Genomic DNA, 15317 nt, shown 5'->3' on the forward strand with positions numbered 1-15317 from the left:
AAGACCTCTATTTAAAAGAAGTTACTCCGTATTTTTGGGCCTCAGCTTTAGCCTGGGGAGCCCATTGTTCTATGTTGTTAATCCGGGTTTGAGGATTAGGGTGTGTACTAAGAAACTCTGGCTGTGACTGCCCTCCACTTTCCTGCGCCATTCTTCTCCACAGGTTAGCAGCCTCAGCCGGATCGTAACCTGCAATAGCCATAAGCGTTAAACCAATCCTGTCTGCTTCACTTTCATGGCTTCGGCTAAAAGGCAACATTCCGCCAAGGTTGGTACCAAGACCATAAGCCTGCGCAATAATTTGTTGGGTACTTTCACTCTTACCTCCAACTGCAGCTCCTACAACTGCGCCTCCCACCTGTTGCAACTGGGCTGCACTCATTCGTTGTGCCCCGTGATTTGCCACGGCGTGAGCCACCTCGTGCGCCATAATAGCTGCAACTCCGGTTTCGTTTTTGGCAATAGGCATGATACCAGTATAAAAGGCGATCTTACCACCAGGCATGGCCCAGGCATTTACCTGGTCATCTTTAATTAAGGAATATTCCCAATCGTAACCCTCAAGATACCCCTGATAGCCGTTGGCATTAAGATATCTCTCGGCTGCAACAGCAATTTTTCTTCCTACATTTTCGATCATTCTTGCTTCCGAAGTATTTTTAACCACCTCACTCTGCGCCAGGACTTCGTTATACTGCTGGAAAGAAGCCGGGAAGATCTGCGAGTTAGAAACAAAATTCAGGTTTCTTTCACCGGTAAAAGGGTTCGTTTTACATCCTGCCAACAGGAGTAAAAAACTAGCCACTATAGTTATTTGTCTCAATTTCATGATAGTTTTATTTTTGTTAAAGTTAATAAATCGAACCGGCTCCACTTGAAGCTTTAAATTAGGTTTAACAAAATACCTGCCAATCTTGAAAAGGCGCTGTACAGCTTGCCCCGTAAAGATTCATATTCGTACCTTGCACACTTTCTCCCTTTTATGACACAACAAAAAAAAGATCAAACTCCTGTGCAGAGGCTCCTGGTTCCCTCCTATATTTTGGCCACAGGAAAAATACTTACCACCCTTTCTCCTTTTTTGGCCAGTAGGTTTGCGGCCCGGCTTTTTCTAACCCCTTTCAGGTACAAACTTCCGGAACGGGAAAAGAAAATGGACAGAGAAAGTAAGCAGGAAAAGTTAGTCCTTCCTCATTTTCAACGGGAAATTGTAGTTTACCAATACGGCGAATCTTCCCGCAAAATACTGCTTTCTCACGGCTGGAGCGGCCGCGGCACCCAACTCGCTGTAATGGCCGAAGCACTTTTAAAAGCAGGCTTTGCAGTGGTGAGTTTTGATGCCCCGGCACACGGGAAAGCATCGGGAAAAATGAGCATGATGCCTCACTTTATAGAGGCTATTGAAGTCCTTGAAAAAAAATACGGACCTTTTGAAGCGGTTATTGGACATTCCCTGGGTGGTATGGCGTCTCTAAAGGCAGTTTCAAATGGCTTACCTGTTAAAAAACTGGTCATTATAGGTACAGCGAACAGCATTACGCACATCACCCGCGAGTTCGCCCGTAACATGAAGATGAATAACAAAGTAGCAGACAAAATGAAAAGCTATTTTGACAGGAAGTTTGATGAGGATATGGATAAACTCTCGGGTGCAGTTTCTGCGGAAGGAGTCAAAATCCCCACCCTGGTTATTCACGATGAAGACGATGTGGATGTGAACATCAGTTCGGCTTATGATATTCATGAAAAGCTCGAAAACAGTGAGCTCATGACCACCAAAGGACTGGGCCACCGTCGCATATTAGGTAATTCAGATGTAATTAAGAAAATTGTTGATTTTCTTTCGGTATAGTTCTTGTATCTTCAGTAGTAAATAAACTATGAAGCTTACAATCTCTATTATAATTTTAGTTTTTAGCCTTGGCTGTAACTCAAATGCGCAAGAGGTCAAAAACAAAAAAACCTATCCTGTTTCCAAAACTGAAGCTCAGTGGAAATCGGAATTAACTGCAGCAGAATTTCAGGTGCTTCGGAAAAAAGGAACCGAAAGGGCCTTTTCCAGCAAACTCAACCGTATCGAAGAACCCGGAACCTTCGTTTGTGCCGCCTGTGGTAACGAATTGTATAAAACCCGCCACAAATTTGAAAGCGGAACCGGATGGCCAAGTTTTGACCGCCCTGTAGATGAAACAAATGTAGACTACAGGCCCGACAGGACGGGAGGCTTCAGCGCTTTAGAAGTACTGTGCGCCAATTGCGGCGGACACCTGGGCCACGTCTTCAATGACGGCCCCAGAAATACTACCGGAAAAAGACATTGTATTAATGGGGTAGCCATGGATTTTATTCCGAAGAAAAAATAGCAGGAATAAGTTTACCAATTGTTTAAGAATGCCAACACCCCCTAATTTTTATATTTAGACAAAACAAAATTATATGATCAAGAAATATCCCATAGAACGCTCAGAAGCCGAATGGCGAAAGCAACTTTCAGAAGAACAATATAGAGTACTGCGAGAAAAAGGCACAGAAGCGCCTCATTCAGGAAAATATAACATGCACTTTCAGGAAGGAGCTTATTGCTGTGCTGCCTGTGACGCCAAACTTTTTAAGAGCGGTCAAAAATTTGAAAGCAATTGTGGCTGGCCAAGTTTTGATGAAGCTATAGATGGCGCCATAGAATATGTGCAGGACAGGAGCTTTGGCATGATTAGAACAGAGATCCTTTGTTCTAACTGCGGCAGCCACCTGGGCCACGTTTTTGACGATGGTCCCACCGACACCGGCCAGCGCTACTGCGTAAATTCGGCCAGTATAGAATTTGAATCTCAATCTAAATCCTAATAATCATGAAAAAAATATTCCTTTTATTCGCATTTGCCACCTTTAGTCTTACCTCCTGCTCCGACGACGGAGAAGTTGGACCACAAGGCCCTCCGGGAGAACCGGGAGTCAATATCATGGGACAGACTTTTGGAGACCTGACTGCCAGAAATTTCACTTTTGACAGTGACTTCAATTTATACAACCACTTCTTCCAGATTCCCGCCGATGTCGAGATTTATGAGTCTGATGCTATTTTAGCTTACAGGCTTGAAGTTATAGACAACGTGGAGACATGGAGCTTGCTTCCAAAAACATATTTTCTGGAAGACGGAAGGATTATCCAGTACTCCTTTAACCACACAGACGAAGATGTGGAGGTATTGATCACCGGAAATTTTGATCTCGAAACTTTAAGCGTAGATTACCTTCAAAATCAATATTTCAAGTTTGTGGTTGTGCCATCAGAATTTATTGATGAAATGAGCATTGATATATCAAATCACGATGCGGTAATGCAGGCGCTGGACATCAGATAATAAATAATTGATAGATAGATAAAAAATCCTTTTTCCTTCAGGGGAAGAAGGATTTTTTGGTTAGGGTCTAAAAAAGGCATTTTTGGAAGGATTTCCGGAAATCATATACTTTCGGTTTAAGGTTAATTTCCGTAAATTCGCTGTCTTAAATTCAGTTACATAAAATTCCGAATATGAGTAAATACGACGTTATAGTTTTAGGAAGTGGTCCTGGAGGCTACGTGACTGCCATTCGTGCATCACAATTAGGATTCAAGACGGCTGTTATAGAAAAAGAAAATCTTGGAGGCGTTTGTCTTAACTGGGGGTGTATTCCTACCAAAGCACTTCTTAAAAGTGCCCAGGTCTTTGAATATCTCAACCATGCAGGAGACTACGGATTAAAAGTAGAAAAAGCCGAAAAAGATTTTGGTGCTGTTATCAAACGTAGCCGAAATGTGGCCGATGGAATGAGCAAAGGAGTGCAGTTCCTGATGAAGAAAAATAAAATCGATGTTATTGACGGATTCGGAAAATTGAAATCTGGCAAAAAGATCGAAGTTACCGATAAGAACGATAAGAAAACCGAATATTCTGCAGATCATATTATCATCGCTACAGGAGCACGTTCAAGAGAACTGCCAAACCTTCCGCAAGATGGTAAGAAAGTGATTGGTTACCGCCAGGCAATGAGCCTTGAGAAGCAGCCAAAATCTATGATCGTGGTAGGATCGGGCGCTATTGGAGTGGAGTTCGCGCACTTCTACAAAACTATGGGTACAGAAGTTACTATTGTTGAGTTCCTTCCTAACCTGGTGCCGCTTGAAGATGAGGAAATCTCAAAACAATTTGAGCGCAGCTTCAAAAAAGCCGGAATAAAAGTAATGACCAGCTCTTCTGTAGAGAGTGTTGATACCTCGGGAGACCTTGTAAAAGCACAGGTTAAAACTAAAAAAGGTATGGAAACCCTTGAGGCCGAAGTTGTACTTTCAGCCGTGGGTATCAAATCTAACCTTGAAAACATCGGGCTTGAAGAATTAGGTATCAAAACTGACAGGGATAAGATCCTTGTTAACGATTTCTACGAGACCAACGTGAAGGGAATCTATGCTATTGGAGATGTAGTTGCAGGCCCTGCACTAGCTCACGTGGCTTCTGCGGAAGGAATTACCTGTGTTGAGAAGATCAAGGGAATGCATGTTGAGCCTATTGACTACGGAAATATTCCCGGATGTACTTATGCTACCCCTGAAATAGCTTCAGTAGGTATGACCGAAAAGCAAGCTAAAGAGGCCGGTTATGAGCTGAAGGTTGGGAAATTCCCATTCTCTGCTTCCGGAAAAGCAAAAGCTGCAGGAACTCCTGATGGATTTGTAAAAGTGATCTTTGATGCCAAATACGGCGAATGGTTAGGCTGCCATATGATTGGTGCCGGCGTTACCGATATGATCGCTGAAGCTGTTCTTGGAAGAAAACTTGAGACCACAGGTCACGAGGTGCTAAAAGCTATTCACCCTCACCCAACTATGAGCGAAGCAGTTATGGAAGCTGTGGCTGATGCTTATGGGGAAGTGATACACCTTTAAGAAGGTATATTGGATAATGTATAATGTGGGGCGGGTAATTCAGTTCCACTGAGTAAATTTCTCCGGGGCAAGCCCACGGAGCATTTTAGTGGAACACGTTTTCAAACTTTACAACATTTACTAACGAGGCAAGCCTCGGGGTATTTACCCTCCTATGAATAAAAAAACCTCCGGAAAAATTTCCGGAGGTTTTTTCTTTTTTGGAATTTGGAATTTGGTGCTTGGTGCTTAAAATTTCAATATCAAATATTCAATCTAAAATAATAAATCATTACTCCTTATTCCTTATTCATTCCTAAGTCCTTCAATATAGCTTCCATAAATATCTTTAAACTGTACTCCCCGTGCAAAACGGAATTTATTCAGTTTTTTGTATTCTACCAGTCCCCAAAGCACAAATTCCTTTAAGAAGTACCTATCTTCTTTTGATACATTGGGCTGATATTTATTTACCAGCTCTTCCAGTGCCGGTATAGAATCCAGCGCCTTTTTGTATTCATCATCGGGGGTTTCATCAAGAAGCTCAAATCCGCTTTCGGAGAAGAACCATTCCACAATTTCGGAATAAGGATCTTCAGCATCGGGCTTCTGCAGCTTTTCGATCTTTGGGAACAGTGTTGAAAACAGCGATTTTACAGCTTCCCCAATAAGCTCCTGGGCAACTACTGTACTTCCCTCCTGCTCTCCTTCATATACCAATTCAATCTTTCCGGTTATAGCCGGGATAATCCCAAGAAAATCTCCCAACCGGAGAAGGGTCTTATTTTCGCCATTTTTGACACCTCTGTGCTCGGCTGTGCTCACCAGATTCTCAAAAGCCGTTATGCTAAGTCGTGCACTTATCCCGCTTCGGGAATCTACATATTCATGTTCTCGCGCCTCAAAGCTTATTTGTTCAAGGAGATCTTTGGCAAGTTCAGGCACGTGAACCATTTCCATTTGCCCGGGCTCCAGCCTTGCTTCCTGTTGTGTGATCTTTTTCGCTGTTTTGACATCCATAGGATAATGAGTGAGAATTTGCGATCCTATTCTGTCTTTTAGGGGCGTTACAATACTTCCGCGGTTGGTATAATCTTCAGGGTTTGCAGTGAATACAAATTGCATGTCTAAAGGCAACCTCAGCTTAAATCCGCGAATTTGAATATCTCCTTCCTGAAGAATATTGAATAGGGCCACCTGTATTCTCGCCTGTAGATCGGGCAGCTCATTGATCACAAAAATACTGCGGTTGGCACGCGGAATCATTCCGTAGTGAATTACGCGGTCATCGGCATAATTCAGTTTTAGATTGGCAGCTTTAATAGGGTCTACATCTCCAATAATATCGGCTACGGTCACATCGGGCGTGGCAAGTTTCTCGAAAAACCTGTCATTCCTGTGAATCCAGGAAATTGGCGTATCATCTCCCTGCTCTTCCAAAAGTTCGCGGGCGTAGCGCGAAATAGGCCTGAAAGGATCATCATTAATTTCTGAACCTTCAACTACAGGAATATACTCATCCAATAGGTTCACCATCATTCTTGCAAGGCGCGTCTTGGCCTGACCTCTTAACCCGAGAAAATTGATGTTGTGCTTTGAGAGGATTGCACGCTCTACCTCAGGAATTACCGTGTGTTCATACCCGTGAATCCCTTCAAAAGCCGGTTCGTTGTTCTTTATTTTATTCAGCAGATTTTGCCTGAGTTCCTCTTTTATGCTTTTGCTTTTATAGCCATAGTCCTTTAATGCTCCAAAGGTGCTGAGCTTCTGTATATCCATGTCCTGAAAATTTGTTTGAAAAAGGCCATTTTTAGGCCTTTAATATTTTAACCTTTAATTCTTTTCTTGCGGTTGGTCTCGTAATCTTCAAAGATCATTTCGCCGAGACCTTTAAGTCCGGTGAAGAATGCCTTCCCTTGATTTGCCTGTGTAAATTCCCTTACAAAACGCTCCAGGTAAGGATCTTGCGCTATCATAAAAGTGGTAATGGGAATATGCAGTTTACGCGCCTGGCTCGCGGCATTGTAGCATTTCTCGACAATGTATGGATCGAGCCCCACACTGTTTTGATAATATCCACCATCCCGCTCTTTCAAACAGCTGGGCTTACCATCTGTGATCATAAAGATCTGTTTGTTGGTGTTACGCTTGCGCCTAAGCAAATCCATAGCCAGTTCAAGCCCGGCTACTGTATTGGTATGATATGGGCCCACCTGCAAGTAAGGCAGGTCTCCTATAGAAATGCGCCAGGCGTCATTCCCAAAAACGAGAATATCAAGTGTATCTTTAGGATACCTGGTAGTGATGAGCTCGGCCAGGGCCATGGCGACTTTCTTCGCCGGGGTGATCCTGTCTTCGCCATAAAGTATCATACTGTGACTTATGTCTATCATAAGCACGGTACTCATCTGACTCTTATGATGGGTTTCTTCGACTACAAGATCGTCTTCGGTCATCCGGAAATCATCGGCGCCATGCTGAATCTGGGCATTTCGCAAAGATTCTGTCATGGAGATCTTATCGAGTGAATCTCCAAAATTATAATTTCTGAATTCTCCCGTGTGCTCATCGCCCAGCCCCAACTGCTTGGTGCTATGGTTTCCCGACCTACTTTTGCGCAGCTTTCCGAAGATTTGATTGAGCGCCTGCTGCCTTATAGCTCTTTCTGTCTTGGCTGTAATAGCCATTCCTCCACTACCCTCAATCTCCTCACGGATGTAACCTTTTTTCTTAAGGTCTTCTATAAAATCATCTATAGTGTACTGCTTATCGGTGAGTTTGTACTCGACATCCAGCTGCCTGAGCCATTCTATTGCCTCATCAAAATCACCGGAAGTGTGGGTAATAAGCTCCTTGAAAATCTCAAACAGCTTGTCAAAAGGAGGAATATTTTCGGCTTCAAACCTTTTGAAGACAAATCCTTTTTTCACAATATTCCTTTCCATGCCCTAATTTAATTGTTAGCACGAATATCTCATAAAAGTGGAGGATAAATTTGTGTTAATTAGATGGGAGATTTTAGATATGAGATATTAGTAGTGAGTAGTGAGTAGTGAGTAGTGAGTAGTGAGTAGTGAGTAGTGAGAAAAGAAACAAAAGATCTCATATCCAAGCACCAAATACCAAAATCTAATTCCTAACTTTCAAATCTTCAAATCTTCAAATTAGCAAATCTTCAAATTGAAAAATTCAAATTTTCAAATCGAAATCAGGTCGCAATAATAAAATTTGGTGTCCCAGGTTTCCTTCTTTTCTTTAAAGCAATCATCTTCTTCATCTCCGGCGGAAGTAAAAAATTTCTCTACAATTTGCCCTTTTTGGAAGGTAACTGGTTTTGAAAATATGGGTCCGTCAAAAACGAAAGTGTGAAATTCCCCATTCTCCCCGGCAGGATCTACGCCTGAAGGTAAATCGGCAAGAAAACTTTCATCTACGATCCTTCCGCAGAAAGATCTATCCAAAACCTTTGCATTTACGCTCACGGTTATAGCTTTAAATCCGGCGGCGAGTATTTCCTTCATAAGGGCTGAAGTATCTTTTTTCCACAGCGGAAATACCCCTTCAATGTCCACTTTTTGAAGCTGCTGTTCCCGGTACTGTTTTAAATCTTCCAGGAAAATATCGCCAAAAATACTATAATTGAATCCGGCATTCTTCAGCTTCATCATTTCCTCTTCCATGATTTGATTGTAGGTTTTCATGGATACATTGCCTGCAAGCGGAAGAACCTCCAGGGGAATACCTATACTTTGAACCTGCTTCAGCAATAAATCGCTTCGAAGGCCGTGCATAGAGATCCTGTCAACTTCAGAATTAACTGTGGTAAGCAACTTTTCTACGGAATATTCTTTCTCCTGCTGGGTGAGATAAAGTGCGAAGGCAGCATCTTTCCCCGAACTCCAGTTTATAAAGGCTTTTTTCATACTTCTGTAAAACTCAGTACCGCGAGTTCATAACTCTGCAACCCAAACCCCAGGATCACGCCTTTGGCATTGGGCGCAATGAAAGATCTATGACGAAACTCTTCTCTCGCCGAAGTATTGGAAATGTGCACTTCTACCACCGGCTTTGAAATTGCTTTTACAGCGTCTCCAATCCCGACGGAAGTGTGCGTATAGGCTGCAGCGTTGAGAATGATGCCATCAAATTCCTTATCGGCCGCATGAAGCCTGTCAATAATTTCCCCTTCAATATTAGATTGATAAGAGGCTAATTCCACTTGTGGCAATTTCTCTTTCAGGCTTAGAAAGTAGTCTTCAAATGTTTGGCTTCCGTAGGTACCTGGTTCACGGCTGCCGAGTAAGTTTAGGTTGGGCCCGTTAATGATCAATATTTTCATAAAGTAAAAGTAGAAAGTAAATTTCTCCGGGGCAAGCCCACGGAGCATTTTAGTGGAACACGTTTTCAAACTTTACAACATTTACTAACGAGGCAAGCCTCGGGGTATTTACCCCCCTATGAATAAAAAAACGGAAACCGCAGCTTCCGCTTTAACAGGTCTCAAAAAAGGTATTTTTTAAGCGAATTTATATTAGAGCCTAAATTCTACTCCGAGATTTACAGAAGATGCCGTGCCCCCATCTATGCTAATACCGGTGTAGGAACCAATGAGCCCCACCCCAAAGAGATTGAATCCTATTTTGGGTTTGTAGTAAAAGCCCCCATCAATACCATCGGTTAGCCCAAGAGCATATCCTAAATCGGCTCCAAGTTCTAAATTTGCAAGACTAAACCTCGCAGTGGCGGCAAGAGGCAGAAAAGAAATATCATCAAATTCATCTACAAAAAAGTGGTTGTAACCTACCATTGGCCCTAACTGGAAATTCTCAAATCCCATGAGATAAGCAATGTCTGCGCCGACATTAAAGTCTGATGCATCTGAAATATCCCCTACCGGAATTCCTGCATTAACTCCTAACCTAATATCGCGCTGAGCGTAGGTTGATGTAAAACCTACGGCAATAAAAATAAGAGAACATAAAAATTTCTTCATAACTCAAAGTTTTAAAGGTTATCTATCACTAAATTAGTAATTTACATATTACTCTTGTCGACTATGTAAAATTCCTTTGAAAGGAAAACCTCACATTCACATTAGTTACAAAAGAGCATAAAAAAAGAGGCTGCCTTAACTAAGACAGCCTCCCTTTATAAATTTTTCAGGTCTTTCTTAGAACATAAATCCAATACCGGCCTGTATCACAGAGTTGTGAGCATCTACATCATCAATTAATTTAGTAAATCCATGACTGTAGCGTCCCTGAACAAAGAAACCACCATCGAACTTATATTCTAAACCTACAGCTCCTCCAAACTCAAAATCTTTGACTTCGCTATAATCTGCCAGGTCGGTATCTCCACCATCTTCTGTTGGCATAGTATCAACCTCTTCATTCACCTTGAAGTTAAAAGAAGGACCCGCCTGAATACTTAGACCATCTGTAAAGTAAATTTTGGCCAGAATTGGCACATTAATGTAATCTAATTGATATTCGATGTTATCATCGATATCAAATACATTTTCCTGATCTATTTCAGCAAGATCAAATCCCTGTGCGGAATAAAAAACCTCTGGCTGAATAGAGAATCTGTCTGCCACCGGAATTTCAGCAACAAGTCCTACATTAAAACCTGTCCTGGATTCGGTATCAAAATCATCTCCGGTGATATTAGCAAAGTTAACTCCACCTTTCGCTCCAAATTGTACAAATTCTTGTGCTGTCGTAATGGAAGTACTAAATACAATTAATACTAAAACTAAAATTGACTTTTTCATAATTTTCATGTTTTTTAAAAGTTCAGGGACAAATGTAGGAGGCATAGTGTTAAGAAAAACTCACTTTATATTAAAGTACTCGTAAATCCGTACTTTTAGCCCCAATATTTAGCCTGTGAACTGGGAAAACGCCTTGAATGATTACCGCCATTACCTCAAAATTGAAAGAGGTCTGGCCGCGAATACCATCGAGAATTACAGTCTGGATGTGGAGAAACTTTCAAACTGGCTACAACTAAATAACGTCAAGGTATCGCCCCTGTCTATTTCTGAAGAAGAAGTGCAACAGTTCATTTACACGCTTGCCAAGACTATGAACGCCCGTTCACAAGCCAGGATAATTTCGGGCCTCCGCGGATTCTTTAGCTATCTGGTCTTTGAAGATTACCGACAGACCAACCCCCTCGAATTAATTGAATCTCCAAAAACCGGACGCAAGCTGCCCCATACGCTTTCTACTGAAGAAATCGATGCACTTATTGCGGCCATTGACCTTAGCAAACCTGAAGGAGAAAGGAACCGTGCCATTTTGGAAACCCTTTACGGCTGCGGACTACGGGTTTCTGAATTAACCAATCTACGCCTTAGCGACCTATTTTTTGAGGAAGGTTTTATTAAGGTAACAGGAAAAGGAAGTAAATCGCGATTTGTACCCATAGCCGAAACTACCTGCAAATACATTGAGATTTATATACACCATATAAGAGCCCACCAGGATATCCAAAAAGGCCATGAAGACACTTTATTTTTGAATCGTCGTGGTAAGCAGCTCACCCGCGCCATGATCTTCACTATAATAAAGAGACTGGCCACCCTAACCGGACTACACAAAAATATTAGTCCGCACACCTTTAGACATTCCTTTGCAACACATTTACTGGAAAACGGAGCCGATTTACGGGCCATTCAGCAAATGCTGGGGCACGAGAGCATCACCACTACCGAAATCTACGTTCACCTTGACCGTTCTCACCTGCGCAAGGTGATGGAAGAGTTTCATCCAAGACGATGATGGGTTCAAGGTTCAAGGTTCAAGGTTCAAGGTTCAAGGTTCAAGGTTTAAGGTTCAAGGTTTAAGGTTTAAGGTTTAAGGTTTAAGGTTTAAGGTTTAAGGTTTAAGGTTTAAGGTTTGTTTACACAAACCTCACAGGTTTTAGAAACCTGTGAGGTTTCATTTTGATCAAGACTGAAAAAAGGCAATCTATATCAGGGACGTACAAGATTCAACCTGCAACCCACAACCTGCAACAGGTAACAAGCAACCCGCAAACTGTGTATTAAATTTCTGCTAAACCATAGAAATTCCTTTGGCAGCAGCCTTTTCCTCATTAATTTAAGCTTATAAAACAATATTATGGAAACACTAAAATTTAAAAACGGAGATACCATGCCGGCTATAGGCCTGGGCACCTGGAAATCGGGTAAGGGAAAAGTTGAAGAAGCAGTAAAAATTGCACTTAATAACGGTTATCGCCATATAGATTGCGCCTCCACTTATGGCAACGAAGCCGAAATTGGAAGTGCTTTTAAAGACATATTTTCTCAGGGCAAGATAAAAAGGGAAGATGTTTGGGTAACCTCTAAATTATGGAACGATTCACACAAAAAAGAGCACGTAATTCCTGCCCTTAAAAAGACTTTAGACGATCTACAATTAGATTATCTCGACCTCTATCTTATGCACTGGCCGGTAGCTTTTAAACACGGGGTTGGTTTCCCGTCTAACGATGACGACTATCTTTCTCTTGAAGAAGTCCCTATTATTGAAACCTGGAATGCCATGATCGAAGCAAAAAAGCAAGGTCTGGTCAAGCACATTGGGGTATCAAACTTCAGCAGTAAAAAGCTGGACGACCTTATGTCTCAAACTACAGAAACCCCTGAAATGAACCAGGTAGAACTCCACCCATTTTTACCACAGTCTGAACTTATACAATTTTGCCGTGAAAACAATATTCACAATACAGCATACTCTCCGCTAGGAAGTGGCGATCGCAGTGCGCAAATGAAAGCTGAAGATGAACCTTCTCTTTTAGAAGAACCTGCAATTGTTGAAATTGCTGAGAAACACAATGTTTCCCCGGCGCAGGTACTCATCAAGTGGGCGGTCTCTCGTGGCACAGCAGTTATCCCGAAATCTACTACCGGGAAACACATCATTTCCAACCTGGAAAGCATCAATGTAAAATTGGATGAAGAAGACCTTAAGAAAATCGCGGGTATAGAACGCCATTTTAGATACGTGACCGGCGAGTTCTTTGTCACTCCAGGCAATTCATACAACAACATCTATGACTTATAGATCATACCTTCCAAAAATGGCACTTTGGCTCCTCTTTTTTGGAGCCTTAAGCAGCTGCAACAATCAGAATAGGGAGCTAGAGTCCAAAAATCAGGAAATTGATTCCCTTTCGCAGGAACTTACCCAGAAGAGGCAGCTCATAGATTCCCTACAAAACCGTCCGGTTATAACTGAAGATCAGGAGATTATCCCGGTTTACTTCGGAAAGGAATTTGAAGACATTCAGGATCCCAAAAAACATATTACTGAGGCTTTAAAACAGCAAAAAGAACTCATTCCGTTAGACCCTGTGCTGGGTGGCACTATGGAATTCAGGCAGGTACAAGTAATCACTGAAAACTGGGTGCTGGCAGTTTATGACGACGGCCATGTACAGGGAAAGTCAATTTTTGAATATGAACTTCAGGAAAATAATAAGATAACTTTTAAAGAAGTTGCTTCCAGGCTTCAGCAGTAGGAAAAGACTGAGTAAAATGCCATTTTTGGAACGTTATAATTTTTATAAACTAACCACTTTCCGAAGCAATTTTGCTATCTTGAAGAAGATTATTTTAAGCAAAAAACGAAGAATATGAAGACAAACATTCAATTTGTACACGCAGACACAAAACTTTCGGCAGAACAACTTGTTCAGAGAAAACTTGATAAACTTGAAAATAAATATGACTGGATCATCTCTGCAGATGTAATGTTTAGGGAAGAAAAGTCAACCAACGGCAACGGGAAAACCTGTGCTATAGAATTGAGCCTTCCGGGCCCAAAGATCCATGCCTCCTCAAATTCTGACAGCTTTGAAGCCGCTGCTGCCGAAACGGTAAAAGACCTTGAAAAACAGCTTCAGAAAAGAAAAGCCGAAATGCAAAGCCACTAGGCAAATGTATATTGTATAGTGAATAATGTAAATGATGTAAAAAAGGCTGCCGGAAAATGACATTTTCCGGCAGCCTTTTTTATATGAAATTAGTCTTGACTATTGTCTCTTGACTATTAACTCCCGACTCTAATCTAACTAAGCTACTCGCTTGATCTTAGCACCTATTGCCTGCAGGCGTTCATCAATATTTTCGTAACCGCGGTCAATTTGTTCGATATTATGGATCACCGAAGTTCCTTTTGCAGAAAGTGCTGCAATTAAAAGGGAGATCCCTGCTCTAATATCGGGAGAAACCATTGTAGTTGCTTTGAGCTGAGACTTAAAGTCGTGACCTATTACGGTAGCCCTGTGTGGATCGCAAAGAATGATCTTGGCGCCCATGTCTATTAATTTATCCACGAAAAAGAGTCGGCTCTCAAACATCTTTTGATGAATTAGCACATCTCCTTTTGCCTGTGTAGCCACCACCAGCATGATACTCAAAAGATCGGGTGTGAAGCCGGGCCATGGTGCATCGCTGATACTCATAATTGAGCCATCAATAAAACTTTGCACTTCATAACCGTTGGTATGGGCAGGAATGTAAATATCATCCCCTTTTCGCTCCATTTGAATTCCTAACTTTCTAAAAGTCGCCGGGATCAAACCTAAATGTTCCCAGCCCACATTCTTTATAGTGATCTCACTTTTGGTCATGGCGGCAAGGCCAATCCAGGAGCCAATCTCGATCATGTCGGGAAGTACGGTATGAGTACAACCTCCTAAAGATTCCACTCCTTCAATTTCAAGTAAATTTGAACCTACCCCGCTTATCTTTGCGCCCATTCTGTTAAGCATATTGCAAAGTTGTTGCAGGTACGGTTCACAAGCGGCATTATAAATAGTAGTCTTGCCTTTTGCGAGTACAGCTGCCATCACAATATTGGCAGTTCCGGTTACCGAGGCTTCTTCGAGCAACATGTAAGTACCCTTCAAGCCATTTGGCGCTTCCACTCCGTAAAAACGTTCCTCTTTATTATAACGAAAGTCGGCTCCAAGTTTTATAAAGCCTTCAAAATGCGTATCAAGTCTTCTGCGACCAATCTTATCGCCACCGGGCCTTGGGATATAACCCTGACCAAATCTTGCCAGCATTGGCCCCACGATCATTATTGAACCCCGAAGTCCACTTCCTTCTTCCTTGAATTTTTCACTCTTAAGGTAATCAAGGTCAAGCTCATCGGACTGGAAAGTATAAGATCCCTTTCCAATTTTTTCTACCTTCACACCAAGCTGCTTTAGCAGGTGAATAAGCTTATTGACATCCAGGATGTCTGGAATATTATTTATTGTAACTTTTTCGGAAGTGAGCAATACGGCACAAAGAATTTGCAGAGCTTCGTTCTTTGCTCCCTGGGGTTGAATTTCCCCTTTTAAAGCATGCCCTCCTTCAATTTGAAAAGATCCCATAGAAAATTCG

Annotated in this window: 17 protein-coding genes; 9 read left to right on the forward strand and 8 right to left on the reverse strand. The window is 41.9% G+C overall.

Translation table 11 applies throughout. The annotated features are described in order from the left end of the window. Positions 1 to 7: 7 nt before the first annotated feature. Positions 8 to 829, reverse strand: coding sequence for a M48 family metalloprotease (locus ACQ93I_RS06930; RefSeq protein WP_431697831.1), 822 nt, complete (start codon positions 827 to 829; stop codon positions 8 to 10). Between the two features lie 153 nt (positions 830 to 982). Here ACQ93I_RS06930 and ACQ93I_RS06935 point away from each other — a divergent pair, with 153 nt between their 5' ends. The 5 genes from ACQ93I_RS06935 to lpdA all read left to right on the forward strand — a co-directional run bounded on the left by ACQ93I_RS06935 (position 983) and on the right by lpdA (position 4927). Further along, complete coding sequence (locus ACQ93I_RS06935) at positions 983 to 1852, forward strand: alpha/beta hydrolase (RefSeq protein ID WP_431697832.1); 870 nt, start codon at positions 983 to 985, stop codon at positions 1850 to 1852. A 28-nt stretch (positions 1853 to 1880) separates the two neighbouring features. Next, positions 1881 to 2363: a peptide-methionine (R)-S-oxide reductase MsrB gene (gene msrB, locus ACQ93I_RS06940; protein ID WP_431697833.1), complete on the forward strand. Its 483-nt coding sequence runs from the start codon at positions 1881 to 1883 to the stop codon at positions 2361 to 2363. Positions 2364 to 2436: 73 nt separating this feature from the next. Next, positions 2437 to 2844, forward strand: coding sequence for a peptide-methionine (R)-S-oxide reductase MsrB (msrB, locus tag ACQ93I_RS06945; RefSeq protein ID WP_431697835.1), 408 nt, complete (start codon positions 2437 to 2439; stop codon positions 2842 to 2844). 5 nt (positions 2845 to 2849) lie between these two features. Next, the gene (locus ACQ93I_RS06950) at positions 2850 to 3362 is read left to right on the forward strand and encodes a hypothetical protein (RefSeq protein WP_431697836.1); all 513 of its coding nucleotides are present in this window, start codon (positions 2850 to 2852) and stop codon (positions 3360 to 3362) included. 173 nt (positions 3363 to 3535) lie between these two features. Continuing rightward, positions 3536 to 4927, forward strand: a complete 1392-nt coding sequence (gene lpdA / locus ACQ93I_RS06955; RefSeq protein ID WP_423819500.1) for a dihydrolipoyl dehydrogenase — start codon at positions 3536 to 3538, stop codon at positions 4925 to 4927. Positions 4928 to 5212: 285 nt separating this feature from the next. Here lpdA and ACQ93I_RS06960 read toward each other — a convergent pair whose 3' ends face one another. The 6 genes from ACQ93I_RS06960 to ACQ93I_RS06985 all read right to left on the reverse strand — a co-directional run bounded on the left by ACQ93I_RS06960 (position 5213) and on the right by ACQ93I_RS06985 (position 10682). Next, positions 5213 to 6685, reverse strand: a complete 1473-nt coding sequence (locus ACQ93I_RS06960; protein ID WP_431697838.1) for a magnesium chelatase — start codon at positions 6683 to 6685, stop codon at positions 5213 to 5215. Between the two features lie 47 nt (positions 6686 to 6732). Then, a complete protein-coding gene (locus tag ACQ93I_RS06965; RefSeq protein ID WP_431697839.1) occupies positions 6733 to 7851 on the reverse strand; it encodes a vWA domain-containing protein in 1119 nt (372 codons plus the stop codon). A gap of 252 nt (positions 7852 to 8103) precedes the next feature. Further along, on the reverse strand, positions 8104 to 8829 hold the full coding sequence (locus tag ACQ93I_RS06970) for an ATP-binding protein (protein ID WP_431697840.1): 726 nt from the start codon (positions 8827 to 8829) through the stop codon (positions 8104 to 8106). Continuing rightward, on the reverse strand, positions 8826 to 9245 hold the full coding sequence (aroQ, locus tag ACQ93I_RS06975) for a type II 3-dehydroquinate dehydratase (protein ID WP_431697841.1): 420 nt from the start codon (positions 9243 to 9245) through the stop codon (positions 8826 to 8828). Before aroQ ends, ACQ93I_RS06970 begins: the two co-directional genes overlap by 4 nt. A 192-nt stretch (positions 9246 to 9437) precedes the next feature. Continuing rightward, a complete protein-coding gene (locus ACQ93I_RS06980) occupies positions 9438 to 9899 on the reverse strand; it encodes a hypothetical protein (RefSeq protein ID WP_431697842.1) in 462 nt (153 codons plus the stop codon). A 177-nt stretch (positions 9900 to 10076) separates the two neighbouring features. Further along, positions 10077 to 10682 (reverse strand): porin family protein, encoded by a 606-nt coding sequence (locus tag ACQ93I_RS06985; RefSeq protein ID WP_431697843.1) that lies wholly within the window; start codon positions 10680 to 10682, stop codon positions 10077 to 10079. Between the two features lie 115 nt (positions 10683 to 10797). Between ACQ93I_RS06985 and xerD the strand changes: the two genes are divergently transcribed. From xerD to ACQ93I_RS07005, 4 genes are all read left to right on the forward strand, one after another. Further along, positions 10798 to 11694, forward strand: a complete 897-nt coding sequence (gene xerD, locus ACQ93I_RS06990) for a site-specific tyrosine recombinase XerD (RefSeq protein WP_431697844.1) — start codon at positions 10798 to 10800, stop codon at positions 11692 to 11694. A gap of 342 nt (positions 11695 to 12036) precedes the next feature. Beyond that, a complete protein-coding gene (locus ACQ93I_RS06995) occupies positions 12037 to 12984 on the forward strand; it encodes an aldo/keto reductase (RefSeq protein WP_431697845.1) in 948 nt (315 codons plus the stop codon). Beyond that, positions 12974 to 13441 (forward strand): hypothetical protein, encoded by a 468-nt coding sequence (locus tag ACQ93I_RS07000; protein ID WP_431697846.1) that lies wholly within the window; start codon positions 12974 to 12976, stop codon positions 13439 to 13441. The genes ACQ93I_RS06995 and ACQ93I_RS07000 overlap by 11 nt, the downstream gene beginning before the upstream one ends. A gap of 114 nt (positions 13442 to 13555) precedes the next feature. Further along, positions 13556 to 13855: an HPF/RaiA family ribosome-associated protein gene (locus ACQ93I_RS07005; protein WP_431697848.1), complete on the forward strand. Its 300-nt coding sequence runs from the start codon at positions 13556 to 13558 to the stop codon at positions 13853 to 13855. Between the two features lie 138 nt (positions 13856 to 13993). Here the strand turns inward: ACQ93I_RS07005 and murA are convergent, their stop codons facing one another. After that, positions 13994 to 15307, reverse strand: coding sequence for a UDP-N-acetylglucosamine 1-carboxyvinyltransferase (gene murA / locus ACQ93I_RS07010; protein WP_431697849.1), 1314 nt, complete (start codon positions 15305 to 15307; stop codon positions 13994 to 13996). Positions 15308 to 15317 lie beyond the last annotated feature (10 nt).

The sequence above is a fragment of the Salinimicrobium sp. WS361 genome (assembly GCF_050750585.1).
In the GTDB taxonomy this organism is placed as follows: domain Bacteria; phylum Bacteroidota; class Bacteroidia; order Flavobacteriales; family Flavobacteriaceae; genus Salinimicrobium.